This is a genomic window from Variovorax sp. 3319, assembly GCF_031456585.1.
GTDB classification, from domain to species: domain Bacteria; phylum Pseudomonadota; class Gammaproteobacteria; order Burkholderiales; family Burkholderiaceae_C; genus Variovorax; species Variovorax paradoxus_P.
Genome location: NZ_JAVDUZ010000003.1, coordinates 130,341 through 155,144 on the forward strand (window position 1 = coordinate 130,341; position 24,804 = coordinate 155,144).

Annotated in this window: 23 protein-coding genes; 19 read left to right on the forward strand and 4 right to left on the reverse strand. The window is 65.3% G+C overall.

The window, feature by feature from the left end; translation table 11 throughout:
• Positions 1–51 precede the first annotated feature (51 nt).
• The 3 genes from J2X67_RS07810 (at position 52) to J2X67_RS07820 (ending at position 5,053) form a co-directional block, all read left to right on the forward strand.
• Positions 52–2,466, forward strand: a complete 2,415-nt coding sequence (locus J2X67_RS07810) for a DNA internalization-related competence protein ComEC/Rec2 (RefSeq protein WP_309951982.1) — start codon at positions 52–54, stop codon at positions 2,464–2,466.
• 91 nt (positions 2,467–2,557) lie between these two features.
• On the forward strand, positions 2,558–4,057 hold the full coding sequence (locus J2X67_RS07815; protein WP_157614653.1) for a circularly permuted type 2 ATP-grasp protein: 1,500 nt from the start codon (positions 2,558–2,560) through the stop codon (positions 4,055–4,057).
• A 39-nt stretch (positions 4,058–4,096) separates the two neighbouring features.
• Positions 4,097–5,053: an alpha-E domain-containing protein gene (locus J2X67_RS07820; protein WP_307700137.1), complete on the forward strand. Its 957-nt coding sequence runs from the start codon at positions 4,097–4,099 to the stop codon at positions 5,051–5,053.
• Between the two features lie 20 nt (positions 5,054–5,073).
• On the opposite strand, the gene glpK is transcribed toward J2X67_RS07820, so the two are convergent.
• Positions 5,074–6,567, reverse strand: a complete 1,494-nt coding sequence (gene glpK / locus J2X67_RS07825; RefSeq protein WP_309951985.1) for a glycerol kinase GlpK — start codon at positions 6,565–6,567, stop codon at positions 5,074–5,076.
• Between the two features lie 108 nt (positions 6,568–6,675).
• Entirely contained in the window at positions 6,676–7,443 is a 768-nt protein-coding gene (locus tag J2X67_RS07830; protein ID WP_309951987.1) for a DeoR/GlpR family DNA-binding transcription regulator, read from the reverse strand.
• Between the two features lie 121 nt (positions 7,444–7,564).
• Between J2X67_RS07830 and glpD the strand changes: the two genes are divergently transcribed.
• The 16 genes from glpD to J2X67_RS07910 all read left to right on the forward strand — a co-directional run bounded on the left by glpD (position 7,565) and on the right by J2X67_RS07910 (position 22,983).
• Positions 7,565–9,238: a glycerol-3-phosphate dehydrogenase gene (gene glpD / locus J2X67_RS07835; RefSeq protein WP_309951989.1), complete on the forward strand. Its 1,674-nt coding sequence runs from the start codon at positions 7,565–7,567 to the stop codon at positions 9,236–9,238.
• Positions 9,238–10,311, forward strand: coding sequence for an ABC transporter ATP-binding protein (locus J2X67_RS07840; protein WP_309951990.1), 1,074 nt, complete (start codon positions 9,238–9,240; stop codon positions 10,309–10,311). Before glpD ends, J2X67_RS07840 begins: the two co-directional genes overlap by 1 nt.
• A gap of 1 nt (position 10,312) precedes the next feature.
• On the forward strand, positions 10,313–11,383 hold the full coding sequence (locus tag J2X67_RS07845; RefSeq protein WP_309951992.1) for an ABC transporter ATP-binding protein: 1,071 nt from the start codon (positions 10,313–10,315) through the stop codon (positions 11,381–11,383).
• 55 nt (positions 11,384–11,438) lie between these two features.
• Positions 11,439–12,329, forward strand: coding sequence for a carbohydrate ABC transporter permease (locus J2X67_RS07850; protein WP_157614645.1), 891 nt, complete (start codon positions 11,439–11,441; stop codon positions 12,327–12,329).
• Entirely contained in the window at positions 12,326–13,138 is an 813-nt protein-coding gene (locus tag J2X67_RS07855) for a carbohydrate ABC transporter permease (protein ID WP_126749023.1), read from the forward strand. The genes J2X67_RS07850 and J2X67_RS07855 overlap by 4 nt, the downstream gene beginning before the upstream one ends.
• A gap of 1 nt (position 13,139) precedes the next feature.
• Positions 13,140–13,448 carry a DUF2160 domain-containing protein gene (locus tag J2X67_RS07860; protein ID WP_126749024.1) on the forward strand — a complete coding sequence of 103 codons (309 nt, stop codon included), beginning with the start codon at positions 13,140–13,142 and terminating at the stop codon, positions 13,446–13,448.
• Positions 13,449–13,540: 92 nt separating this feature from the next.
• Positions 13,541–15,361, forward strand: coding sequence for an ABC transporter substrate-binding protein (locus J2X67_RS07865; protein WP_309951995.1), 1,821 nt, complete (start codon positions 13,541–13,543; stop codon positions 15,359–15,361).
• A gap of 146 nt (positions 15,362–15,507) precedes the next feature.
• Positions 15,508–16,488, forward strand: a complete 981-nt coding sequence (locus J2X67_RS07870) for a dialkylrecorsinol condensing enzyme (RefSeq protein ID WP_309951997.1) — start codon at positions 15,508–15,510, stop codon at positions 16,486–16,488.
• Positions 16,478–17,614: a beta-ketoacyl-ACP synthase III gene (locus tag J2X67_RS07875; protein WP_309951998.1), complete on the forward strand. Its 1,137-nt coding sequence runs from the start codon at positions 16,478–16,480 to the stop codon at positions 17,612–17,614. Before J2X67_RS07870 ends, J2X67_RS07875 begins: the two co-directional genes overlap by 11 nt.
• Positions 17,615–17,616: 2 nt before the next feature.
• On the forward strand, positions 17,617–18,012 hold the full coding sequence (locus tag J2X67_RS07880) for a hypothetical protein (RefSeq protein WP_281148655.1): 396 nt from the start codon (positions 17,617–17,619) through the stop codon (positions 18,010–18,012).
• Positions 18,009–18,989: a BtrH N-terminal domain-containing protein gene (locus tag J2X67_RS07885; RefSeq protein WP_309952000.1), complete on the forward strand. Its 981-nt coding sequence runs from the start codon at positions 18,009–18,011 to the stop codon at positions 18,987–18,989. The genes J2X67_RS07880 and J2X67_RS07885 overlap by 4 nt, the downstream gene beginning before the upstream one ends.
• 69 nt (positions 18,990–19,058) lie before the next feature.
• Positions 19,059–19,967 carry an ABC transporter ATP-binding protein gene (locus tag J2X67_RS07890; RefSeq protein WP_309952002.1) on the forward strand — a complete coding sequence of 303 codons (909 nt, stop codon included), beginning with the start codon at positions 19,059–19,061 and terminating at the stop codon, positions 19,965–19,967.
• A gap of 7 nt (positions 19,968–19,974) precedes the next feature.
• A complete protein-coding gene (locus tag J2X67_RS07895) occupies positions 19,975–21,132 on the forward strand; it encodes an ABC transporter permease (protein ID WP_309952004.1) in 1,158 nt (385 codons plus the stop codon).
• A gap of 41 nt (positions 21,133–21,173) precedes the next feature.
• Entirely contained in the window at positions 21,174–21,404 is a 231-nt protein-coding gene (locus J2X67_RS07900; RefSeq protein WP_409050475.1) for an acyl carrier protein, read from the forward strand.
• Positions 21,401–22,477, forward strand: a complete 1,077-nt coding sequence (locus J2X67_RS07905; protein ID WP_309952007.1) for a beta-ketoacyl synthase N-terminal-like domain-containing protein — start codon at positions 21,401–21,403, stop codon at positions 22,475–22,477. Before J2X67_RS07900 ends, J2X67_RS07905 begins: the two co-directional genes overlap by 4 nt.
• Positions 22,474–22,983 (forward strand): hypothetical protein, encoded by a 510-nt coding sequence (locus tag J2X67_RS07910; protein ID WP_309952009.1) that lies wholly within the window; start codon positions 22,474–22,476, stop codon positions 22,981–22,983. The genes J2X67_RS07905 and J2X67_RS07910 overlap by 4 nt, the downstream gene beginning before the upstream one ends.
• A gap of 31 nt (positions 22,984–23,014) precedes the next feature.
• On the opposite strand, the gene J2X67_RS07915 is transcribed toward J2X67_RS07910, so the two are convergent.
• A complete protein-coding gene (locus J2X67_RS07915) occupies positions 23,015–23,641 on the reverse strand; it encodes an N-methyl-D-aspartate receptor NMDAR2C subunit (RefSeq protein WP_309952010.1) in 627 nt (208 codons plus the stop codon).
• Positions 23,642–23,645: 4 nt separating this feature from the next.
• Positions 23,646–24,737 carry a lytic murein transglycosylase B gene (gene mltB, locus J2X67_RS07920; RefSeq protein ID WP_309952011.1) on the reverse strand — a complete coding sequence of 364 codons (1,092 nt, stop codon included), beginning with the start codon at positions 24,735–24,737 and terminating at the stop codon, positions 23,646–23,648.
• Positions 24,738–24,804 lie beyond the last annotated feature (67 nt).

A 24,804-nucleotide genomic window follows, 5' to 3' on the forward strand; every position in this document is an offset into this window, starting at 1 on the left:
CATGAGTTCAGGAGTTTGCGGTTGACGCCGGGCCGGGCGTCTGGCGGCGCAATGGCCGGATCGTGGGCCTTTGCTGCGCTGGGCGGAACCTTGCTTGGCGCAGCATTGCAGTTGCATCAGGCAACCTTGTGGAGCGCTGTGGCCTATGCGGGCTTGTTCTTCGTTGGCGTGGCGGGGTTGGCCGTGCTCTCCAGGCGGCGATCGTCTTATTTGCCGATGGTCGTTGCACTGGCGTGCGGCGCATTCGCCGGAGTCGGCCTTGCAGGCTGGCGGTCGGTGGCCTACTCGAATGGCGCGCTCGACCCGGCAATAGAAGGTCGCGACTTGCAGGTCACCGGGGTAATAGCGCAAATGCCCCAGCACAACGAAGGCGGCACGCGCTTCTGGCTGGATGTCGATTCGGCCCGCTGGGCCGACGAGCCCGCCGCAACCCCGGTTCGCGTACCTGCGCGAATCGCGCTTGGCTGGTATCACGACGACACCGGCCTTTGGGGCCGCACTTCGCAGGCGAGTCCGCCCGCCCCGAAGGTAAATGCGGCCCCGTTGCACGCGGGCGAGCGTTGGCGCCTCACGGTGCGGCTGAAAGCGCCGCACGGCAATCTCAATCCGCATGGTTTCGACAACGAACTGTGGCTGTGGGAGCAGGGCGTGCGCGCCAGCGGCTATGTGCGAACCGGTGCTCGCGATGCCCCGCCCGCGCGGCTTGAATCCACATGGCTGCATCCGCTGGAGCGTGCGCGCGAGGCCGTGCGCGATGCGGTGTTCAGCCGAGTAGCCGACCCGCGGCAGGCAGGCGTTATTGCCGCTCTTGTCACCGGCGACCAGGGCGCCATCGACCGCAGCGACTGGGACATCTTTCGTGCGACAGGGGTTGCGCACCTGATGTCGATCTCGGGCCTGCACATAACAATGTTCGCGTGGCTCGCTGGTCATGCCGTCGGTGCGGCATGGCGGCGCAGCGTGCGGCTCATGCTGCGCTTTCCCGCGCCGCAGGCTGCACTCGTGGGCGGCGTGCTGCTGGCCGGTCTTTATGCGCTTTTCAGCGGCTGGGGCGTGCCATCGCAGCGAACCGTCTGGATGCTGGCCACTGTGGCGCTGCTGCGGCTCACCGGCAGGCGTTGGCCTTGGCCGCACGTCTGGTTGCTGATCGCGGCAGTCGTGGTGGCTGTCGATCCTTGGGCGTTGATGCAGGCGGGTTTCTGGCTCAGCTTCGTCGCGGTCGGCGTCCTGTTCACGACCGGCTTCATGAAGCCTGCCGACGGAAAGACGGGGCCGACGGCCAGGCTGCTGGCGTTTGTTCGCGAGCAATGGGTGATCACGCTGGCGCTCACTCCATTGAGCCTGCTGCTCTTCCAGCAAGTGTCGGTGGTCGGTTTGCTGGCCAATGCGGTTGCGATTCCGTGGGTGACGATCGTGATCACGCCGCTGGCAATGCTGGGCGCCGTGGCGCCGCCGCTCTGGGAGCTTGCAGCGTGGGCCGTGCAGGCGCTGGCCGTGCTGCTGAAATGGTTCGCGGCCATGCCGTATGCCACGTTGTCGATGGCCGCTCCCCCGGTGTGGATGGCCGGCTTTGGCATCGCGGGCGGCATTCTGCTGGCTATGCGCCTACCCTGGACGCTGCGTTTGCTCGGCCTGCCGCTTCTCCTGCCGGTGCTGCTTTGGCAGTCGCCTCGGCCTCCTGCCGGGCAGTTCGAGCTTCTTGCGGCCGACATCGGGCAGGGGAGCGCGGTTCTCGTGCGCACGGCAACGCACAGCCTGCTGTACGACGCGGGCCCGCGCTACAGCCTCGAAAGCGACGCCGGCCATCGTGTGCTGGTGCCCTTGCTGCGTGCCCTCGGCGAGCGGCTGGACATGCTTGTGCTGAGCCACCGCGACAGCGACCACACCGGCGGCGCTGCCGCCGTGCTCGCAATGCAGCCGCAGGCCGAGCTCCTGAGTTCGATCGAAGCCACCCACCCGCTGCAGGCTGTTCGCCCGAACAGGCGCTGCGAAGCGGGCCAGCACTGGAACTGGGACGGGGTGGAGTTCGAAATTCTCCACCCCGCGCCGGCCGACTATCTCTTCTTTACCAAGCCCAACGCCATTTCATGCGTGCTGCGAATCGGCAATGGCCGCGCTACAGCACTGCTGGCGGGTGACATCGAGCGCCTGCAAGAGGCCGCGCTGGTGGTGCGAACCCCCAGTCTTCGGGCCGACGTGCTGCTTGCTCCGCACCACGGCAGCAAGACCTCCTCGAGCGCGGCACTGCTCGAAGCGGTGCGCCCGCGTCTTGCGCTGGTTCAGGCCGGGTACCGCAACCGCTTCGGCCATCCGGCGGGCGAAGTGGTCGAGCGCTATGCGGCCCATGGCGTGAAGCTTGTCGAAAACGTGCCTTGCGGCGCAGCGCTATGGCGCAGCCAGGCGCCCGAAGAGGTCGGCTGCGAACGGGACCGCGGCGCCCGCTACTGGCACCACCACCTGCCCTGAAAAGCACCCCGCGGGGCGGAATCCGCGCCAACATAGGGCTTTCACTGGCCTCGAACTTGCTAAGCTATGGCTCAAGGAGATTGGTCGTTCCATGCACAAATTCGATGAGATGTATGAGCAGTTGCCCTATGCGGGGTCTGCAATCAGGCAGCACTACAAGCGCTACGACCAATGGCTTGCAAAGCAGCCCGGCGAGGTGATGCGGGCGCGGCGCGAAGAGGCGGAAATGATCTTCCGCCGGGTCGGCATCACCTTTGCGGTGTACGGCGCAAAGGACGAAGACGGCTCGGGTACCGAGCGGCTCATTCCGTTCGACCTGCTCCCGCGCATCATTCCCGCCCACGAGTGGGAGAGCATGGAAAAAGGGCTGGTGCAGCGCGTGACGGCGCTCAACCGCTTCTTGCATGACGTGTACCACGACCAGGAAATCATCAAGGCCGGCATCATTCCGGCCGAGCAGATCCTGAACAACGCGCAGTTCCGCCCCGAGATGATGGGTGTGAACGTGCCGCACAACGTGTACTCCAACATCTCGGGCATCGACATCGTCCGTGCGCCAGACGCCCAGGGCAACGGCGAGTACTACGTGCTCGAAGACAACCTGCGCGTGCCCAGCGGCGTGAGCTACATGCTCGAAAACCGCAAGATGATGATGCGGCTGTTTCCCGAGCTGTTCAACCAGAACCGCATAGCGCCCGTGGCGCACTACCCCGACCTGCTGCTCGAAACGCTGCGCGCCAGCGCCCCGCCCGCCACGGCGGAACCCACCGTGGTGGTGCTGACCCCGGGCATGTACAACAGCGCCTACTTCGAGCACGCTTTCCTCGCCCAGCAGATGGGTGTGGAACTGGTCGAGGGGCAAGACCTCTTCGTGCGCGACGACTTCGTCTACATGCGCACCACGCGCGGGCCAAAGCGCGTAGACGTGATCTACCGCCGCGTCGACGACGACTTTCTCGACCCCGAGGTGTTCCGGCCTACATCCACGCTCGGCTGCGCGGGTTTGATGCGTGCGTACCGCGAAGGCAACGTCGTTATCTGCAATGCGGTGGGTACGGGCGTGGCCGACGACAAGTCGATCTACCCCTACGTGCCCAAGATGGTCGAGTTCTACCTGGGCGAGCAGCCCATCTTGAAGAACGTGCCCACCTACATGTGCCGCAACAAGGACGAGCTGCAATACACGCTCGACAACATGAAGGACCTGGTCGTCAAGGAGGTGCACGGCGCCGGCGGCTACGGCATGCTGATCGGCCCGGCCGCCACCGTGGCCGAAATCGAAGAGTTCAAGAAGGCCGTCATCGCCAAGCCCGACGGCTACATCGCCCAGCCCACGCTGAGCCTTTCCACGTCGCCCACCTTCGTGGACGCCGGCATTGCACCGCGCCACATCGACCTGCGCCCCTTCGTGCTTTCGGGCAAGGAAGTGCAGATGGTGCCAGGCGGCCTGACGCGCGTGGCGCTCAAGGAGGGTTCGCTGGTGGTCAACTCGTCGCAGGGCGGCGGCACCAAGGACACCTGGATTCTCGAGGCGGACCGTGGCGCCAAGCCCAAGGCGGCGCAATCGCAAAGTCAATCGCAGTCGGCCTGAGCGCAGCAGGCAAGCAAGCAAGGAATCAGGAGCACAAGAATGCTGTCACGCACTGCCGATCACCTCTACTGGATGTCGCGCTACACCGAGCGCGCGGAAAACACCGCGCGCATGCTCGACGTCAACTACCAGACCTCGCTCTTGCCCCAGTCGGCCGAAGTGGCCAAGTACGGTTGGCAGGGCGTGCTGTCCATTAGCGAGCTGCTGCCTTCGTACAACAAGAAATACGAGCAGATCGCGCCCAACGAGGTGATGGAGTTCATGGTCAAGGACGAGAGCAATCCGTCCTCCATCGTCTCGTGCCTGAAGGCGGCGCGCGAAAACGCACGCGCCGTTCGCGGCGCGCTCACCACCGAGGCGTGGGAAACGCAAAACACCACCTGGCTCGAAGTGAACCGCATGCTGCGTGCCGGAGATTTCGAGCGCGACCCGGCGCAATTCTTCGAATGGGTCAAGTTTCGCTCGCACCTGTCGCGCGGTGTGACGCTCGGCACCATGCTGCAGGACGAGGCCTTTTACTTCTCGCGGCTGGGCACCTTCCTGGAACGTGCCGACAACACCGCACGGCTCGTGGACGTGAAGTTTCACGCCCTCAACAGCGAGTTCTTCGGCACCGCCACGGAGGAAGACCAGGAGTACGACTTCTATCACTGGAGCGCCATCCTGCGCAGCGTTTCGGCCTTCGAGGTGTACCGCAAGGTGTACCGCGACGTGATCAAGCCCGAGCGCGTGGCCGAACTGCTCATTCTTCGCGCCGACATGCCGCGCTCGCTGCACGCGAGCCTGGTCGAGGTGGTGAACAACCTTGCCAAGGTACAGAACGAGCAGAGCGCCGAAACCCAGCGCCGCGCCGGCAAGCTGCTGGCCGACTTGCAATACGCGCGGGTCGACGAAATCCTGGCGACCGGGCTGCATGCCTACCTCACGCAGTTCCTCGATCGCGTGAACGAACTGGGCGGACGGATCAGCCAGGACTTCCTGGTTCCGGCGCACTAGGCCCCGCGGGCCGCCGCACCTCAGGCGGCGGTGGCCTGCCGCACTGCGCGCTCCCAGCGCGCCATCGATTCCTCGGCCTGCGCGCGGCCCATGGTGGGCATGAAGCGCCGCTCCACCTTCCACAGCTTCGACAGCTGGCGCGCGTCGCTGTAGACGCCGGTCGAAAGGCCTGCAAGATAAGCAGCGCCGAGCGCGGTGGTCTCGATCACTTCGGGCCGCACCACGGGAATGCCCAGCAGGTCGGCCTGGAATTGCATCAGCAGGTCGTTCACGCTGGCGCCGCCATCCACACGCAGTTCCGCCACGGGCGTGCCGCCGGCGGCGACGGCATCGCGGCTCATGGCCTGCAGCAATGCGGCACTTTGGTAGGCGATGCTTTCCAGTGCAGCGCGCGCGATGTGCGCCACGGTGGTTCCGCGCGTCAGGCCGGTGATGGTGCCGCGCGCATCGGCGTCCCAGTAGGGCGCGCCCAAGCCGGTGAAGGCAGGCACCATCATCACGCCGCCCGCGTCGGGCACGCTTTCGGCAAGCGACTGCACTTCGGCACTGCCCTTGATTGCCTTGAGTCCGTCGCGCAGCCACTGCACCACGGCGCCGCCGACGAACACACTGCCTTCCATGGCGTACTGCGGTGTGGCGTCTGTCTGCGCTGCGCTGGTGACGAGCAGGCCGTTGTGCGAGGGCTGGAAAGCCGCGCCCGTGTGCATGAGCAGGAAGCAGCCGGTACCGTAGGTGTTCTTGGCCATGCCGGCCGTAAAGCACGCCTGGCCGAAGAGGGCGCTTTGCTGGTCGCCGGCCACGCCGCCGATGGGCAGGGCGCGGCCGAGCAGTGCGGCGTCGGTGTCTGCAAAGTGGGAGCTCGACGGCTGCACCTTGGGCATGAGCGCGGCGGGAATGTCGAGCGCCTTGAGGAGGTCGGCATCCCACTCATTGCTGTGCACGTTGAAGAGCATGGTGCGCGAGGCGTTGCTCACGTCGGTCACGTGCACCTTGCCGCCGGTAAGCAGCCACATGAGCCAGCTGTCGACGGTGCCAAAGGCGAGTTCACCGCGCTCGGCCTGCGCGCGTGCGCCGGGTACGTTGTCCAGCAGCCAGCGCAGCTTTGTGCCCGAAAAATATGCATCGATGACCAGCCCGGTTTTCTCCTGGATGGTGCCGGTCATGCCGTCTTCGCGCAGCTTTGCGCACAGCGGCTCGGCGCGCCGGTCTTGCCACACGATGGCGTGGTGCACGGGCTGGCCGGTCTTGCGGTTCCACAGCACGGTGGTTTCGCGCTGGTTGGTAATGCCAATGGCATGAATGTCTGCTGGCTGGAGCTTGGCCTTGACGAGCACTTCGCGCGCGGTGGCCAATTGGCTGTGCCAGATTTCCATGGGGTCGTGTTCGACCCAGCCGGGCTGCGGATAAATTTGTGTGAGCTCTTTCTGTGCGATGGCAACGATGTGGCCTTCGCGGTCGAACACGATGCTGCGGGAGCTCGAAGTGCCTTGGTCTAGTGCTAGGAGGTAGGTCATGGCTTGGATGTTCCTTGGCGTCTGGTCATGCTTGACTTGTGTTCTTGGCGGTGTGGTTTGGTTGCCGCTGGTTCGGGGCTCGTGCAAAGGCCACCGGCTACTACCCTCTCAATCGCGCGCAATTTCAAGCCGCACCTGTGCCCCATGCAGCAAGTCGGCAAACGGCGGCGGCGGCGGCGCGTCGGTAAACAGCCGGTCGATCTGAGAGAGCGTGCCCAGCTGGATCATCGCCGGCCGGTTGAACTTGCTCGCATCTGCCGCCAGCCATACCTCCCGGGCTTGCGCGATGATGGTTTGCGCCACCTTCACTTCACGCAAGTCGAAGTCGCGCAATGAACCGTCGGCTTCGATGCTCGACACCCCGATCAGCGCAATGTCGACCTTGAACTGGCGAATGAAATCGATGGTCGCTTCGCCCACGATGGCGCGGTCGCGCGGCCGCACCGAACCGCCGGCCACAATCACCTCGCACGACGTGTTGCCGCTCAATATGGTCGCCACGTTCAGGTTGTTGGTAATCACGCGCAGCCCCGTGTGCCGCAGCAGCGCCTTGGCAATGGCTTCCGTGGTGGTGCCGATGTTGAGAATGAGCGAACAGTCGTTGGGCACCAGCTCGGCCACGCGCCGCGCAATGCGCGCCTTGCCCTCCGCATGCAGTGTTTCGCGCTGTTGGTAGCCGATGTTCTCTGTGGTGGAGCTTGGCACCCGCACGCCGCCATGAAAACGCGTGAGCAGGCCCTCGTCCGCCAGCCGCTGCACGTCGCGCCGCACCGTTTGCAGCGTAACGCCGAGCATGTCGGCCAACTGTTCGACGGTAACGGAGCCGCGCGTGCGCACGGTATCGAGAAGGTTGATCTGGCGCGGATTGGAGTTCACAAAAGCGTCGTGAAGAACGGGAAGACTCTCAGAAGGGTACAGGCCGTGCCACTTTAAAACGAAAGAAAACGAACCAAAGTAAGGGAAAACTCGGGGGAAAATCGCGTCAAAAGGAATCCAAGTGAAAAGACGCGAAAATACAATGGCGGCCTTCAGTGACTTAAGTCACGAACCAACGGGCCCATCTTCTGTGAGCGATTTCTCCTCCAATTCGCCCCTGCCGGCAACCGATTGCGATGTGCTGATCGTCGGCGGCGGCATCAACGGCTGCGGCATTGCGCGCGACCTGGCGGGCCGGGGCTGGCGCGTGGTGCTGTGCGAAAAAGACGATCTCGCCTCGCACACGTCTTCCTCCTCGACCAAGCTCATCCACGGCGGCCTGCGCTACCTGGAGTATTACGAGTTCTCTCTGGTTCGCAAGGCGCTGCAGGAGCGCGAGGTGCTGCTCAAGAGCGCGCCGCACATCATGTGGCCGCTGCGCTTTGTCATGCCGCACGACCCGTCGATGCGGCCTGGCTGGATGATCCGCATCGGCCTCTTCATGTACGACCATCTCGCCAAGCGCGAAGTGCTGCCGGGCTCGCGCAGCATCGACTTGCGCAGCCACGCGGCCGGCGTGCCGCTCAAGCCGCAGTTCAAGCGCGGCTTCGTCTATTCGGACGGCTGGGTCGACGACGCACGGCTGGTGGTGCTCAACGCCGTCGATGCCAGGGCGCGCGGCGCCGAGGTGCTCACGCGCACCCGCTGCGTTCATGCGCAGCGCGATGCAGAAGGCTGGACGGCCACGCTCGAGTCGGCGGACGGCGGTATTCGCGTGGTGCGCGCCCGCGCGGTGGTCAATGCGGCCGGTCCGTGGGCGGAATCGTTCCTGCGCGGCGTGGCGCAGTCGGCCAAGGGCGAGGCGCTGGCCACACGGCACCTGCGGCTGGTCAAGGGGAGCCACATCGTGGTGCGGCGCCTCTTCGAGCACGACCATGCCTACATCTTCCAGAACCCCGACAAGCGAATCATCTTCGCGATTCCGTACCAGGACGAGTTCACGCTGATCGGCACCACCGACATCGAGCTGAACGCCGACGATCCCGGCGCGGCGCGCATTGCAGACGAAGAAATCTCCTATCTCTGCACCCAGGCCAGCCGCTACTTCGAAAAGCCGATCGTGCCTGCCGATGTGGTCTGGACCTACTCTGGCGTGCGTCCCCTGCTGGACGACGCCTCGGGCGACCCCTCTGCGGTCACGCGCGACTACATGCTCGAATCCAACACCACTGCGGCGCCTTTGCTGTCGGTGTGGGGCGGCAAGATCACCACCTTTCGCAAGCTGGCCGAAGACGCGGCCGATGAGGTCGGCAAGATGCTCGGCCAGCCGAACACGCAACGCCCGGCCTGGACCGACGGCGCTTTTCTTGCGGGCGGCGACCTGTCCGGATGGATCGGCGCGCCGACGCGGCCGGACGACGACTTCGAGCGGTTCGTGACCGCCGTGCTGGCCCGCTACCCCTGGCTCGACGCCGGGCTTGCGCGGCGCCTCGCACGCGCCTATGGTGCGCGCGTGGCCGAACTGCTTGGCGATGCGCAATCGATGGCCGGCATGGGCGACGCGGTGGCGCCGGGGCTTCATGAGCGCGAACTGCAGTTTCTGCAGGAAAGCGAATGGGCCATGAGTGCGGACGACGTGCTCTGGCGCAGGTCGAAGCTCGGCCTGCGCTACACGGCCGAAGAACGCGCGCAGGTGGCCGCCTGGCTGCAGGCGCATGCAAAGAACAACAGCAACACGATCAACCGGGAGCGCTGATGCAATTGACTCTGGAGCGCGTCACCAAGAAGGTCGGCGCGCAAACATGGCTCTATGAGCAGAGCATCGCCCCGAGAAGCGGTGCGGTCACCGTGCTGCTGGGCGCTACGCAGGCCGGCAAGACCAGCCTGATGCGGCTCATGGCGGGGCTCGACACGCCAACCACGGGCAAGGTGCTGGTCGACGGCAAGGACGTGACCGGCATGCCGGTGCGCGAGCGCAACGTGGCCATGGTGTACCAGCAGTTCATCAACTATCCGTCGCTCAAGGTGGCCGACAACATCGCCTCGCCGCTCAAGCTGCGCGGCGAAAAGAACGTCGATGCCAGGGTGCGCGAGTTGGCCGACAAGCTGCACATCGGCATGTTCCTCGACCGCTATCCGGCCGAGCTTTCGGGCGGGCAGCAGCAGCGCGTGGCGCTGGCGCGCGCGCTCGCCAAGAACGCGCCGCTCATGCTGCTCGACGAGCCGCTGGTCAACCTCGATTACAAGCTGCGCGAAGGCCTCCGCGAGGAACTGACGCAATTGTTCGCAAGCGGCGACTCCACCGTGATCTACGCGACCACCGAGCCCGGCGAGGCGCTCTTGCTCGGCGGCTATACGGCGGTGATGGACGCCGGCGAACTGCTGCAATACGGCCCCACGGCCGAGGTATTCCACGCGCCGCAGTCGCTGCGCGTGGCGCGCGCCTTCAGCGATCCGCCGATGAACCTTTTGCCAGGCACCGCGTCGGCCGGCCGCGTGCAGCTCGCGGGTGGCCCGGCGCTGGCGCTGGCGGTGCCTGAAAGCGTGTCGGGTGCGGTCACTGTCGGCCTGCGCGCAAGTGCGCTCAACGTGGGCGCGGGGGAGGGCGACATCGGCCTGCCCGGCAAGGTGGAACTGGCCGAAATTTCAGGCTCCGACACCTTCGTTCACGTCGATACCGCGGTCGGCGAACTGGTGGCGCAGCTCACCGGGGTGCACCGCTTCGAATTGGGTGCATCGATCACGCTGTACTTCAGCCCCTCGCAAGCCTATGTGTTCGATGCCGGCGAAAAGCTGGCGCTCGCGCCGGCATGGCGCAAAGGAAACTGACATGGCCCGCATCGACCTGGACCTGGCCCACGCCTACCGCCCCAACCCCACGCAGGACAGCGACTATGCGCTGCTGCCGCTGCAGATGAGCTTTCGCGATGGCGGCGCATACGCCTTGCTAGGCCCCTCGGGCTGCGGCAAGACGACCATGCTGAACATCATCTCGGGCCTGCTGGTGCCTTCGCAAGGCACTGTCAAGTTCGACGGCCGTGACATGACCCGCGCCACGCCGCAGGAGCGCAACATTGCGCAGGTGTTCCAGTTTCCGGTGATCTACGACACCATGACGGTGGCCGAGAACCTCGCCTTCCCGCTGCGCAACCGCAAGGTGCCCGAAGACCAGATCAGGAAGCGCGTGGGCGAGATCGCCGAAATGCTCGACATGAGCGGCCAGCTCAACCAGCGCGCCGCAGGCCTCGCGGCCGATGCCAAGCAGAAGATCTCGCTCGGCCGTGGGCTGGTGCGCAGCGACGTGTCGGCCGTGCTGTTCGACGAACCCCTGACAGTGATCGACCCGCACCTGAAGTGGCAGCTGCGCCGCAAGCTCAAGCAGATTCACCGCGAACTCAAGCTCACGCTCATCTACGTGACGCACGACCAGGTCGAGGCGCTCACCTTTGCCGAAGAGGTGGTGGTCATGACCCGCGGCAAGGCCGTGCAGGTGGGCAGCGCCGAAGCCTTGTTCGAGCGGCCGGCCCATACCTTCGTCGGCCACTTCATCGGCTCGCCCGGCATGAATTTCCTGTCGGCAAAAAATGCCAACGGCGCTCTCGAAGTGGCGGGCACGCCGCTCGTGCCGACACGCCAGCTGCCCGAAGGCTCGATCAAGCTGGGTATTCGGCCGGAATACCTGCGGGTGGTCGAAGCGCAGGCGCAGGGCGCCGTGCCCGCCACCGTCACGCAGGTGCAGGACGTGGGCACCCACGCCATGCTGAGCGCCGACGCGGGTGGCACCGCGCTCAAGGCGCGCCTGCATGCCGATGCGCCGCTGCCTGCAGTAGGAGAAACCGTGTGGCTGCGCGTGCTGGACACCCACACCTGCTATTACCGCGACGAGGAGCTGGTTGCATGAAGAACAGCGCATCGCAACAAAGCCGCGTCAACCCCGTACAGAAGATGGAAGCCCCATGGACGCCGTGAACAAACCCATCAACCAGAAGGCCTGGTGGCTGGTGCTGCCGGTGCTGATCTGCGTAGCCTTCTCGGCCATCGTGCCGCTGATGACGGTCGTCAACTACTCGGTGCAAGACATCATCTCGCCCGAGCGCCGCGTTTTCGTCGGCACCGAATGGTTTGCCGCCGTCATGCGCGACGGCGAACTGCACGCCGCCCTGTGGCGGCAGCTCGGCTTCTCGCTGTCGGTGCTGGCGGTCGAGATTCCACTGGGCATTGCGCTCGCGCTCTCGATGCCGGCCACGGGATGGAAGTCGTCCGCGGTGCTGGTGGTGGTGGCGCTCTCGCTGCTCATTCCATGGAACGTGGTCGGAACCATCTGGCAGATCTACGGCCGCGCCGACATCGGCCTCCTGGGCCATGCGCTGCAGAAGATGGGCATCAACTACAGCTACACCGGCGACGCGACCGACGCGTGGCTTACTGTACTGATGATGGACGTGTGGCACTGGACGCCGCTGGTGGCGCTGCTGTGCTTTGCGGGCCTGCGCTCGATTCCGGATGCCTATTACCAGGCCGCGCGCATCGACGGTGCGAGCAAGTTTGCGGTGTTCCGCTACATCCAGCTGCCCAAGATGCGCGGCGTGCTGATGATTGCGGTGCTGCTTCGCTTCATGGACAGCTTCATGATCTACACGGAGCCTTTCGTGCTGACGGGCGGCGGGCCGGGCAACGCGACGACCTTCCTGAGCCAATACCTCACGCAGAAGGCGGTCGGCCAGTTCGACCTGGGCCCGGCGGCGGCTTTCTCGCTGATCTATTTCCTGATCATCCTGCTCCTGTGCTTCATCCTCTACAACTGGATGCAGCGCGTCGGTACCCAGAAGGCGGAGGTGGAGCAATGAACGAGCGCAGGTTCCGCAAGCGCAGCATCTTCCTGCTGCTCTATATTCTTTTTGCGCTGTTGCCCATCTACTGGATGGTCAACATGAGCTTCAAGACGAACGGCGAAATCCTTTCGAGTTTTTCGTTCTTTCCGCAGCAGTTCACCTGGGCCAACTACACGCGCATCTTCACCGACGCGTCGTGGTACTCGGGCTACATCAACAGCCTGATCTACGTGGGCATCAACACGGTGATCTCGCTCACCGTGGCACTGCCCGCGGCCTATGCGTTTTCGCGCTATTCGTTCCTGGGCGACAAGCACGTGTTCTTCTGGCTCCTGACCAACCGCATGACGCCTCCCGCGGTGTTTTTGCTGCCGTTCTTCCAGCTGTACAGCACGGTGGGCCTGATGGACACGCACCTGGGCGTGGCGCTTGCGCACCTGCTGTTCAACGTGCCGCTGGCAGTGTGGATTCTCGAAGGCTTCATGAGCGGCATTCCGCGCGAGATCGACGAAACCGCCTACATCGACGGCTACAGCTTTCCGAAGTTCTTCATTCGCATCTTCCTGCCGCTGATCAAGGCCGGCGTGGGCGTGGCGGCTTTCTTCTGCTTCATGTTCAGCTGGGTCGAACTGCTGCTGGCGCGCACGCTCACCAGCGTCAACGCCAAGCCGATCGTCGCGACCATGACGCGCACCGTGAGCGCATCGGGCATGGACTGGGCCACGCTTGCAGCGGCCGGCGTGCTCACCATCGTGCCGGGCGCGATCGTGATCTGGTTCGTGCGGCACTACATCGCGAAGGGTTTCGCGATGGGGAGAGTCTGAAATGTTTGCATGGATGTCCTGGACCACTCCGGTGGCCGTGTTCTTCATCTGCATCGCGCTCATGCTGGTAGGCATGACGGTGTGGGAGATCAAGTCGCCCACCACGCTGCGGCGCGGCTGGCTGCCTATCGAAACCACGCGAGGAGACCGGCTGTTCATCGGCCTGCTCTCGGCGGCCTATATCAACCTGATCTACATCGGCCTTGCGGAATGGGCCAAGTCTGCAATGACGCTGCAGGCCGAGCCTTCGATCTGGATCGGCTTTGTGTTTTCGATGCTGGTGCTCGCGCTGATCATGCGCAAGGGCTAGCTCGCGTACTCCGGCAATTCGGCCCGGTGCTTCCCCGGGGCCGAGGTGAATTCAGCCGCACACGGGGAAGCGAAGGAACGAGGAGATAAACCATGAAGTTGCGCTACACCGCGCTCGCGGCCGCTATGGTGCTGGCACTGTCGGCCTGCGGAAAGAAGGACGAGCCTGCGGCCCAGGCTCCGGCAAGTACCCCTGCACCGGCACCGGCGGCGGCTCCTGCCGCGGCCACTCCGGCGGCAGCACCGGCTGCGCCCGATGCGGCTGCCAAGTGGATCGACAGCGAATTCCAGCCGTCGACGCTCAGCAAGACGCAGCAGGCCGAAGAACTGAAATGGTTCGTCGATGCCGCGGCAAAGCTCAAGGCCAAGGGTGTGAACGAGATCTCCGTGGTCTCCGAAACCATCACCACGCATGAATACGAGTCGAAGACTCTGGCCCGCGCCTTCGAGGAAATCACCGGCATCAAGGTGAAGCACGACCTGATCCAGGAAGGCGACGTGGTCGAGAAGCTGCAGACCTCCATGCAGTCGGGCAAGTCGATCTACGACGGCTGGATTTCGGACTCGGACCTGATCGGTACCCACTACCGCTACGGCAAGATGATGAACCTGACCGACTACATGGCAGGCCCCGGCAAGGAGTTCACCAACCCCGGCCTCGATGTTGCCGACTTCATCGGAACCAAGTTCACCACCGCTCCGGACGGCAAGCTGTACCAGTTGCCCGACCAGCAGTTTGCCAACCTGTACTGGTTCCGCGCCGACCTGTTCGACCGCCCCGACCTGAAGGAAAAGTTCAAGGCCAAGTATGGCTACGACCTGGGCGTGCCGCTCAACTGGAGCGCCTACGAGGACATCGCCGAGTTCTTCAGCGTGGACGTGAAGAACATCGACGGCAAGCCGATCTACGGCCACATGGACTACGGCAAGAAGGACCCGTCGCTGGGCTGGCGCTTCACCGATGCATGGCTCTCGATGGCCGGCACAGCCGACATCGGCATTCCGAACGGCCTGCCCATCGACGAGTGGGGCATTCGGGTGGCCGACGACAAGTGCACGCCGGTGGGCGCGGCCGTGTCGCGCGGCGGCGCCACCAATTCGCCGGCCGCCGTGTATGCGCTGACCAAGTACGTGGACTGGATGAAGAAGTACGCGCCGCGCGAAGCCACCGGCATGACCTTCGGCGAAGCCGGCCCCGTGCCCGCCCAGGGCCAGATCGCGCAGCAGATCTTCTGGTACACGGCCTTCACGGCGGACATGGTCAAGCCGGGCCTGCCGGTGGTCAACGCCGACGGCACGCCCAAGTGGCGCATGGCCCCTGGACCGAACGGACCCTACTGGAAGCAGGGCATGCAGAACGGCTACCAGGACGTGGGTTCGTGGTCGTTCTTCAAGGGCCATGACGAGAACAAGACCGCGGCAGCCTGGCTGTACGCGCAGTTCGTCACCTCCAAGACGGTGTCGCTCAAGAAGACCGTGGTGGGCCTCACGCCTATCCGCGAATCGGACATCAAGTCGCAGGCGATGACCGACATGGCGCCCAAGCTGGGTGGCCTGGTCGAGTTCTACCGCAGCCCGGCGCGCGTGGCATGGTCGCCGACCGGCACCAACGTGCCCGACTATCCGAAGCTCGCCCAGCTCTGGTGGAAGAACGTGGCCGAAGCCGTCACCGGCGAGAAGACGCCGCAAAAGGCAATGGACACGCTGGCCGACGAGATGGACGACGTGATGGGCCGGCTCGAGCGCGCCGGCATGGACAAGTGCGCACCCAAGCTCAACCCCAAGGGCGACCCCGCCAAGTGGCTGAGCGACGAGCACGCCCCCTGGAAGAAGCTGGCCAACGAGAAGCCGAAGGGTGAAACCATCGAGTACAACAAGCTGCTCACCGCCTGGAAGGAAGGCAAGGTGCGCTGACCCTCCAGCGTTCGCAAAAAAGCCGCGCCAATTGGCGCGGCTTTTTTTTCGTCCATTCGTGGGATCGGCGCGACGGCATGACCAATGGCAGATGCGCCAGGCGTACGGTTGGCTTACATTCGACGGCCCTCGTTTCGCCCCAGCAAGTGACCTCAAGCATTTCCAGCCCCGCCGCGCGCCCCAAACGTGTCCTGGTGATTCACTATTCGCAGACCGGTCAGCTCGGCAGCGTCGCCGAGCAGATCGTTGCGCCGCTCAAGGCCGATCCGGCAATCTCCGTGCATGTCGAAACGCTGCGCCCGCTGGCGGATTTTCCGTTTCCCTGGCCGTTCCTGACCTTCTTCGACGCCTTTCCCGAGTCGGCGCACATGAAGCCACCACCGCTGGCGCCGCTCTCGCTCACGGGAGACGAGGAGTTCGACTTGGTCATCCTGCCGTACCAGGTGTGGTTCCTGGCGCCGTCGCAGCCGATCGTTGCCTTTTTGAAGCATCCGCTGGCGCAGCAACTGCTGCGGGGCAAGCCCGTCGTCACGGTGATCGCATGCCGCAACATGTGGCTGCTGGCGCATGAAAAGCTCAAGGGCCTGCTGGATGCAGTGGGCGCGCGCCTGATCGACAACGTGGTGCTGACCGACCCGGGCCCGACGCTGGCCACGTTCTTCACTACGCCGGCCTGGCTGATCTGGGGCCGCAAGCGCGGCTTCTGGGGCATGCCCGACGCCGGCCTCAGCGCCGGGCAGATCCGCGGTGCCGGCCGTTTTGGCCGTGCGCTGCAGGAGGCGCTGCACGGCGATCTCGAACGCGGATCGCAGCCGCTGCTCTCGGGTCTCGGGGCTGTTCGTGCCGATGCAAAGCTCCTGATCAGCGAAAAAGCCGGCACGCGCAGCTTTTTCCTGTGGGGCAAGCTGATCATGGCCGCGGGGCGGCCGGGCGCGTGGCAGCGCAAGCCGTTGCTGCTGCTGTACGTGGCCTTCCTCCTCGTGCTCATTGTCACGGTCGTGCCAGTGAGCTTGACGCTCCAGGCGCTGCTGAGGCCGTTGTTCAAGGGGTGGCTGACTAAAATGACGGCTCATTTCGAGCGCCCGTCGGGCTCGGCCACGGACCGTTCTCCCCGCTATGACGACTGATGTCTTCCTGACCCGCACCGCCGCCTTTCTGCCCTTTTCCCCGGTCAGCAATGAAGATATCGAAGACGTTCTCGGTCGCATCGGCGGCAAGGCTTCGCGTGCGCGGCGGCTGATTCTTCGCAGCAACGGCATCCAGTCGCGCCACTACGCGATCGACCGGGCCACCGGCCAGCTCGCCATGAGCAACGCGCAGCTCACCGCGGCGGCCATCCGGGCGCTGGGCGACGACATCGGCCCGGTCGATTGCCTCGCCACCGGCACTTCGCTCCCCGACCAGCTCATGCCCAACCACGCGGTCATGGTGCACGGCGAACTCGGCTGGCCGCGGCTCGAAGTGGTGGCCTGCGCGGGCATCTGCCTGGCAGGCACCACGGCACTCAAGCATGCATGGCTCTCGGTGCGTTCCGGCGATGCGCGCCGTGCGGTGGCCACCGGGTCCGAGCTGGCCTCCGCGGTGATGCGCGGCTCCCGCTTCGAGGCCGAGATCGAGCACAAGCTGCAGGCGCTCGAGGAACGGCCCGAAATTGCCTTTGAAAAAGACTTTCTGCGCTGGATGCTCTCCGACGGCGCCGGCGCCGTGCTGCTCGAGCGCGAGCCGCGCGGCCCGTTGTCGCTGCGCGTGGAATGGATCGACCTGTCTTCCGCCGCGCACGAACTGCCGGCGTGCATGTATGCAGGCGCCGAAAAGAACGCCGACGGCGGCCTTGATGGCTGGGCCCGCACCGCGCCCGAAGACTGGCATCGCGAATCGACCTTTGCCGTGAAGCAGGACGTGCGCCTGCTCAACGAGAACATCGTGCGCGCCACGCTGGGCGAGCCTCTGGCGGCCATCGTCGAGAAGCGAGGCCTCAAGGCTTCCGATGTCGACTGGTTCCTGCCGCACCTTTCGTCCGGCTACTTCATCGAACCCGTGAGCCAGTGCCTCGAGGCAATGGGTTTTGCCATTCCGCGCGAGCGCTGGTTCAGCAATCTTGCGACCAAGGGCAACACCGGCTCGGCATCGCCCTACATCATGCTCGACGAGCTGTTTCGTTCGGGCCGCATCAAGCCCGGCCACAAGCTGCTGATGTTCGTGCCCGAAAGCGGTCGCTTCTCCAGCGGCTTCATCTACCTGGAAGCCATCTAGCCATGGATCTCGACGCCGTTCCGCAAGAAGGCAATGCCACCCTCGACGGCCACGCCAAGCTCATGTATGCGCGCGATGCGCAGGGCCGCGTCGTCACCACCCGCTCGCGCGGCTGGGAGGCGGAAGAAATCGTCACCAGCCACGCGGTCGACGTGCTGGTCGAGCAGGCGCAGGCCGCAAAGGAGCGAGTGGCGCAGGGGCTCGCATCGCCGCTCGAATACTGGATGTACGAGCGCCGCATGGACGTGGCGCTGCTCTCCCAGACCAGCGGGTTCTGGCAATGGCGCGTGCGGCGCCACCTGAAGCCGAAGCACTTCGCGGCACTCCCGGCGAAGCACCTGGCGCGCTACTCCGAAGCGCTGGGCCTGCCCGTTTCCACCTTGCAAGGCCTGCCGTGAAATTCGAACACCAGCAAGCGGCGCATTGCGAAAGCGGCGTCATCTCCAACCTCATGCGCCATCACGGCGTGCCAATGACCGAGAGCATGGCGCTCGGCCTTTCGTCGGCTCTCTCGTTCGCCTACCTGCCGTTCATCAAGCTGTCGGGCCTGCCGCTCATCTCTTACCGCATGCCGCCCAAGGCCATCATCAAGGGTCTCCTGGCACCCATGGCTGCGCGCTTCCGGTTCGAGACCTTTCGCAGCGCCGAAGCCGGCGCACAGCGCCTGGACGCGCTGTTGGCAGACGGGCAGCTCGTGGGCTTGCAGACGTCGGTCTACTGGCTGCCGTACTTTCCTCCCAACATGCGCTTTCACTTCAACGCGCACAACCTGCTGGTGTACGGCAAGGAGGGCGACGACTACCTGATCAGCGACCCGGTGTTCGAAGAGCCGGTGCGCTGCGCCAGCGCAGACCTGTCGCGTGCGCGCTTTGCCAAGGGGGTGCTCGCGCCCAAGGGCCTCATGTACTACCCGCAAGCCATCGAGCGCAAGACTGTCGATGCGGCGTCGGTCACCAAGGCCATACGCAAGACCGTGCGCAACATGCTCGCGCCCGTTCCCATCGTCGGCGTGCGCGGCATGCGCACGCTGGCCAATCGCATGCAGAAGCTTTCGCCGGCCGATCCGCGCAGCGTCGACTTCATCGGCCACGTGGTGCGCATGCAAGAAGAAATCGGCACGGGTGGCGCGGGCTTCCGCTTTATCTACGCCGGCTTTCTGCAGGAGGCGGCGGCACTGCTCGACAAGCCGCAGCTGCAGCAGATGTCCGAAAGGCTCATCGCCATTGGCGACGGCTGGCGGGCGTTCGCGCTCAAGGCAGCACGCATGGTGAAGGGGCGCGAGCCGGTCGATCCCGCGGCGCTGGCTGGCAAGTTGCGGGAGCAGGCGGAGCAGGAAGAAGCGTTCTTTCGCGATCTGAAGGCTGTTGTCGCCTGAGATGACGCATTGCCATTTTGTTCGTCGTGTTGTGTTCGATATGCGTTGCTCAGGGCGCGCACCCGCTACATGCTCGAACTGAAGAACCTCAGCTACCGTTACCCGCATGCAGACGCACCGGCGTTGACCGAGGTTTCGCTGGCGGTCCCCAGGGGCTCCGTGATGGGCTTGCTCGGCCCCAACGGCGCAGGCAAGACCACCCTGATCTCGCATCTTTCGGGTGCGCTTGCGGTGCAGTCCGGCGAAATTCACATCGATGGCCAGCCGCTCCAGCAGGTGCGAGCCAAGGCGCCGACGCGCATCGCAGTCGCGCCGCAGGACCAAGCCTTTTATCCCATGCTCACGGTGGCCGAGAACCTCGCGTGCTTTGCCGCGGCAGGGGGCCTTTCTGGCGAACGGAAGAAGGCGCGCATCGAAGCCTGCACCCGCTTTTCGCAGCTTGAACAGTTTGCGGGCGTGCGAGCCGAGCGGCTCTCGGGTGGCCTGAAACGCCGATTGAATCTCGCGATCGCGCTGTTGCCCGAGCCTGAACTGATGCTGTTCGACGAGCCCACCGTGGGCGTCGATCCGCAATCGCGTGCGTTCATTCTGGACGCCATCAAGAGCCTCGCGCAGCAGGGCGCAGCCGTTATCTATGCGTCGCACTACATGGAAGAGATCGAGGCCATTGCCGACCGCGTGGCCATTCTTGACCACGGCCGCGTGCTGCGCGAAGGCTCGCTCGAAGAGTTGCTGTCGAAGAGCGCAATGCTGCTGACACTGGCAGCCGATGGCCTCGACGAGGCCATGCTCTCGCGCTTTGGCACCGTGGAGCAGGGCGGTGTGGACTGGCGCGTGCATTTGCGCGAGGGCACCGGCCCCGGCCCCGTGTTGCAGGCGCTGGAAGCCGAAGGCATCGAAGTGCGTCATGCGGAATTCGGCCGCCACGACCTCGAGCAGCTCTTCATGGCGCTCACCCACCGCTCCCTGCGCGACTGAACACACCATGCTCTTTGCGCTCATCAAGAAAGAACTGCTGGCGCTCGTGCGCGACATGCACGGGCTGGCGGCGCTGTTTCTCATGCCGATGGTCTTCATCGTGCTGATGTCGCTCACGCTCAAGGACATCTACCGCCCACCGCTGGCCGAACTCAGCTACGCCGTTGACATGCGCGACACCGAAACGCCGGCTCAGTGGCTGCAGCAAATCTGGCAGCGCAGCCATGGCACGCCACAGCCGCTCGGCACCGACTGGGAGGCGCGGTTGCGCAGCGGCGCGCTCAAGTACGTCGTGGTACTGGAGCCGGGCCTCTCGGCGGAGCTCGAATCGGCCACGCTCTCGACCAAGGCGCACGTCCGCTTGCTCGCAGAGCCGGGCATCGACGCGAACCTGTTCAATGCCCTGCGCGCCGAGCTCGTAGGTGCCTCCGGCGAATTGAAGGCGCGCCTGGCGCTCGCGGTGCCCGGCACCTCGGGCCCGCCGCCCGGTGCCTCGATTCAGGCGCTGGTAAATGCCGAGCGTTACTCCACCGCCGGGCCGCGGCCCACATCGGTGCAGCAGAACGTGCCCGCGTGGCTGGTGTTCGGCATGTTCTTCGTGGTGGCGTCGCTCTCCAGCCTGTTCGTGCAGGAGCGCAGCTCGGGCGCGCTGGGCCGGCTGCGCAGCCTGGGTGTGTCGCGCTCCATGCTGCTGCTGTCCAAGGCCTTGCCTTACCTCGGTGTCAACGCGCTGCAGGCCGCGCTGATGCTTGCCGCGGGAATCTGGCTGATGCCCCTGATCGGCGGCGACGCGCTTTCGCTTGCGGGTATCGATTGGAGCGCGCTGGTCGTTGCGCTGGCGGCCGTGAGCCTGGCCGCGGTGAGCCTGTCGCTCGCGCTGGCTTGCGCGGTGCGCAGCCATGCACAGGCCGCGACCATCGGACCGATGGTCAACGTGCTCATGGCTGCGGCTGGCGGCATCATGGTGCCGAAGTTCGTCATGCCGGGCTTCATGCAGCGGCTGGTCGAAATTTCGCCGATGAACTGGGGGCTCGAGGCTCTGCTCACCGTGCTGCTGCGCGGTGGCGGCGTGGCCGACACCCTGCCGCAGGTCGGCCGGCTTGCGCTGTTTGCGGCCGCCATGTTCCTGCTCGCCGTCTTCTTGTTTCGCAGGCCCGCATCGTGACCGACTCCGTATCCGCCGAATTCATTGCCAGCCTGAAGGCCATGGTGCTCGAGGCCGTCGAAAAAGAGGTGCCTCCAGGGGGCCTCGGCGACGACGAGCCGCTGTTCGGTCCTGAAGCGCGGCTCGACCTCGACTCGCTCGATGCCCTGCAGGTGTCCATGGCGATCCAGCAGCGTTTTGGCTTGCGCATGCCCGACAGCAAGGAAACGCGCCGCGCGCTCACATCCATCGCCCACCTGGCGAATCACCTGGCGCAAGCGGGCAAGGCATGACCGTTGAGGGCGTGTATGTCGCAGGCATGGGCCTGGCCTGCGCGCTCGGCAACGATCTTCCGTCGTCCGTGGCCGCACTTGCGCGCGGCGGCGTGCGGCCCACGCCGGTGGGCGTTTCGCCTGGCGTGCAGTGGCCCGTCTACACGTTGCCGCCGCAGCACGGCAGCTGGATCGAACGGCTGCGGCGCATTGCGCGCAGCGTGGCCGCCCAGGCCGGCGAAGGAGCGGGGCGCTCATGCCCGCTCTTCGTGGCATCGTCTTCGCTGGACATCGGCCACATGGAAGAAGAGGCCCAAGACCTGCGCCTGGGCGGCGACCTCCAGGACTTTGCCGGGCTTGTGGCCGCTGCACTCGATTGGCAGGGGCCTGTGTTCACCATCTCGACGGCGTGCACATCGTCGCTCAATGCCGTGCTCGCAGGCTGCGACCTGGTTCGAAGCGGAGAGGCCGAAGAGGTACTGGTGATCGGCGCCGAACTCGCCAACCGCTTCACGGTGGCGGGCTTTGGCGCCATGCAGTTGTTGTCGCCCGATAGTGCCGAGCCCTTCGGTGCCGGGCGCAACGGACTGGTGCTCGGCGAGGCGGTGGCCGCATTGCGCCTCAGCGTGCGCCCTGGGCGCTGGCGGATCGCGGGTGGCTCCAACGTGGTCGACGGGCGCAATCCTTCGGGCACCGAAGCGAGCGCGGTCATTGCCATGTGCCACGAAGCATTGGCGCAGAGCGGTTTCGGCGTGCGGGACATCGACCTGGTCAAGGTGCAGGCCGCAGGCAGCCCGGTCAATGATGCTATCGAGGCGCAGGCGCTGAAGCAGGTTTTCGACGCGCTGCCGCCGCTGGTGTCGCTCAAGTCGCTGATCGGGCACACGCTGGGCGCGTCAGGAGCGGCCGAACTCGCCTTGCTGGTTGGTTGCATCGAAGCCGGCGCGTGGCCCGGTGTCGGCTATGCCATGGACGATGAGCTTGGCATTGCATTGAGCACCCAAGCTCCGGCCAGGCTGCGCAACATGCTGCTCAACGTGGTGGGGTTCGGCGGCGGGCACGCTTCGCTGGTGCTGCAGGATTGCGCCGCATGAAGCCTGCATTTACCCCGGGCGAGGCGTGGCGCATCGTCTCGCATTTCACGGCCGATCCGCTGCCTCCGGATTGGCGCGACCAGCTTGCGCAGCGGCTCGGGCGCCGGCCGCGGCGCGTGGGCCTGTGGACCGAACTTGCAATGTACGGTGCGCGCCGCTGCCTCGACGAGGCCGGCGAGTCGGCTTTGCCGGCCGGTGCGCGGCTGCGGGTGTCGAGCACGCGCGGCGCGTGGGGAGCGACGCATGCGGCACTGGCCCAGCTCGACGGGGGTGTGCTGATGCCGTTCACCTTCATGCAGAGCCAGCCGGCGTTGATGCTGGCAGAGGTCGGCCGCTGCCTTGAATGGCAAGGCGATGCAAGCTTTGCGCTGTGCCGCGATGCGCAGCAACTACTGCGGCTCTCGGCAGTGGGCGCCGGAAGGAGCGGCTTGCTGATCGGCGTGGTGGAAGAAGAGCGCAACGGCGACAAGCCGCGTTCCGAATGGTGGCGGCTGGTGCCGGCCTGAAGAATCGCGTTGCCGCCTTCAGGCGGCCACATCAAGCCGAAGCGGCAATAGACCGGGCGAGGTTGGCGCGCGCTTGCGCCTCGAGCAGCGCATGCATTGACGGCGTGGTGTAGATCGCCTCGCGCGCCATGAAGCGCTGCAAGATTGCGCAGCGGCGCGGCCGGCGGATCTCATCGGGCACGAAGGCGTATTCGGCATGCACCTGCCGTTCGTACTCGTCGAACCTCGCGCGGTCGGCACCGAGGATCGAGAGGTCGATGTCGATCAGCAGTTCGGCATCCCGGCCCTGGGGCACGGCGTGGTGTCGGGTGGCCATGACCAGCGCATGCACTCGCGCTGCCGCTTCGGCGGGTGCGCTGCGCTCGAGCATTGCGCTGCGTGCCCAATCGGCGCTATGGGCTTCGTTGTCGTGCGCGTGCACATCGTAGATGGCGTCGTGAAACCACAGCGCGAGCGCAACCTCGCCGGGGCGCTCGGCCAGTTGTTTCTGGCGCTCGAACCACGCCAGGCATTCGCCCAGGTGCTGCATGGTGTGATAGTGGCGCTGCGGCTCGCTATAGCGGCGCTGCAATTCGATGCACAGTGTTTCGTCCGCATCGGCAACGCCCAGGGCGTGCCAGGCAGCGTTCCAGTTGGCCAGCAGCGCTTCGGGTGTCATGGGGTCATTGCTCCATGGCGGCCTTGACCTCCTGGCCAAGGTCGAGCACCGACATTGCGTAGTAGCTGCTCCAGTTGTAGCGCGTGATCACGTAGAAGTTGCGCGTGCCGGCCACGTAGGTCGGCGGTGCATCGGCGCCATTTTGCAGTTCGATCAGCGCGAGAAGGCCTTTGTGGCGAAGCCCTTCGCCTTCGGGCACGGCACCGGCAGCCACGAAGCTGTCGATGCTGAACGTCGGCAAGATGTCAGGTGCCAGGAGCAGCGCCTTCTTGAGGCGTTCTTCTTCAAGATGCACCGGGTAGACGGCCGGCATGCCGGGTTTCCAGCCAAAGGCCTTGAAGTAGCTGGCCACGGAGCCGATCACGTCGGCCGTGTTGTCGACCAGGTCGATGCGGTTGTCCCCGTCGAAGTCGACCGCGTACTTGGCAATGCTGCTCGGCATGAACTGCGGCATGCCCATGGCACCGGCATAGCTGCCCACGGGCACCAGCGGGTTCTCTGACGTGCGGCTTTCGGTGCTCAGAAAGCTCTCGAGTTCGCCGCGAAAGAAGGCTTCGCGCTCTGCCGCGCGCGGATGCGCCTGCGGAAAATCGAACGACAGCGTGGCCAGCGCATCGATCACGCGAAAGTTGCCCATGTTGCGGCCGTAGATGGTCTCTACACCCACGATGCCCACGATGATTTCGGGCGGCACGCCGTACACCTGTTCGGCCCGTGCGAGGGTGTCGGCGTTGTTGCGCCAGAAGCGCACACCCGCCGCGATGCGCGTTGCGTCGATGAAGCGGCTGCGATACGCCTGCCAGTTTTTTACCGAGCCAACGGGTCCGGGCAGCATCAGGCGCGGCACGTTCGGCAGGAAACGGGCTTTGCCGATGGTGGCGCGCACCCATTCGCGGTCGAGGCCGCGGCGCTCGGCCACCTCGTCGGCAAAGCGCATGGCGTCTTCGCGAGTGACATAGGGTGTGCTGCCGCTCACGGTTTTCACGCTGCGGGCGCCGGGCGCCTTTTGGGCTTGCACACCCGGGGACCACGCGCAGCAGGCGGCGAGGAGGGCAAGAGAAACGGCGCGAAACGGCGCGGGAAGAAAAGATCGCATGGGGCGATTGTGCCGCCCGGCCGGGAGGCTCCCGCCGAGCTCAATACACGCGGTTCGGCGCCTGGGA

What these genes read in the sequence shown, in the direction of transcription:
- J2X67_RS07810 (WP_309951982.1), top strand. Translation starts at nt 52, where the DNA reads ATGGCCGGATCGTGGGCCTTTGCTGCGCTGGGCGGAACCTTGCTTGGC.
- J2X67_RS07815 (WP_157614653.1), top strand. Translation starts at nt 2,558, where the DNA reads ATGCACAAATTCGATGAGATGTATGAGCAGTTGCCCTATGCGGGGTCT.
- J2X67_RS07820 (WP_307700137.1), top strand. Translation starts at nt 4,097, where the DNA reads ATGCTGTCACGCACTGCCGATCACCTCTACTGGATGTCGCGCTACACC.
- glpK (WP_309951985.1), bottom strand. Translation starts at nt 6,567, where the DNA reads ATGACCTACCTCCTAGCACTAGACCAAGGCACTTCGAGCTCCCGCAGC.
- J2X67_RS07840 (WP_309951990.1), top strand. Translation starts at nt 9,238, where the DNA reads ATGCAATTGACTCTGGAGCGCGTCACCAAGAAGGTCGGCGCGCAAACA.
- J2X67_RS07845 (WP_309951992.1), top strand. Translation starts at nt 10,313, where the DNA reads ATGGCCCGCATCGACCTGGACCTGGCCCACGCCTACCGCCCCAACCCC.
- J2X67_RS07850 (WP_157614645.1), top strand. Translation starts at nt 11,439, where the DNA reads ATGGACGCCGTGAACAAACCCATCAACCAGAAGGCCTGGTGGCTGGTG.
- J2X67_RS07855 (WP_126749023.1), top strand. Translation starts at nt 12,326, where the DNA reads ATGAACGAGCGCAGGTTCCGCAAGCGCAGCATCTTCCTGCTGCTCTAT.
- J2X67_RS07860 (WP_126749024.1), top strand. Translation starts at nt 13,140, where the DNA reads ATGTTTGCATGGATGTCCTGGACCACTCCGGTGGCCGTGTTCTTCATC.
- J2X67_RS07865 (WP_309951995.1), top strand. Translation starts at nt 13,541, where the DNA reads ATGAAGTTGCGCTACACCGCGCTCGCGGCCGCTATGGTGCTGGCACTG.
- J2X67_RS07875 (WP_309951998.1), top strand. Translation starts at nt 16,478, where the DNA reads ATGACGACTGATGTCTTCCTGACCCGCACCGCCGCCTTTCTGCCCTTT.
- J2X67_RS07880 (WP_281148655.1), top strand. Translation starts at nt 17,617, where the DNA reads ATGGATCTCGACGCCGTTCCGCAAGAAGGCAATGCCACCCTCGACGGC.
- J2X67_RS07890 (WP_309952002.1), top strand. Translation starts at nt 19,059, where the DNA reads ATGCTCGAACTGAAGAACCTCAGCTACCGTTACCCGCATGCAGACGCA.
- J2X67_RS07895 (WP_309952004.1), top strand. Translation starts at nt 19,975, where the DNA reads ATGCTCTTTGCGCTCATCAAGAAAGAACTGCTGGCGCTCGTGCGCGAC.
- J2X67_RS07900 (WP_409050475.1), top strand. Translation starts at nt 21,174, where the DNA reads ATGGTGCTCGAGGCCGTCGAAAAAGAGGTGCCTCCAGGGGGCCTCGGC.
- J2X67_RS07905 (WP_309952007.1), top strand. Translation starts at nt 21,401, where the DNA reads ATGACCGTTGAGGGCGTGTATGTCGCAGGCATGGGCCTGGCCTGCGCG.
- J2X67_RS07910 (WP_309952009.1), top strand. Translation starts at nt 22,474, where the DNA reads ATGAAGCCTGCATTTACCCCGGGCGAGGCGTGGCGCATCGTCTCGCAT.
- J2X67_RS07915 (WP_309952010.1), bottom strand. Translation starts at nt 23,641, where the DNA reads ATGACACCCGAAGCGCTGCTGGCCAACTGGAACGCTGCCTGGCACGCC.
- mltB (WP_309952011.1), bottom strand. Translation starts at nt 24,737, where the DNA reads ATGCGATCTTTTCTTCCCGCGCCGTTTCGCGCCGTTTCTCTTGCCCTC.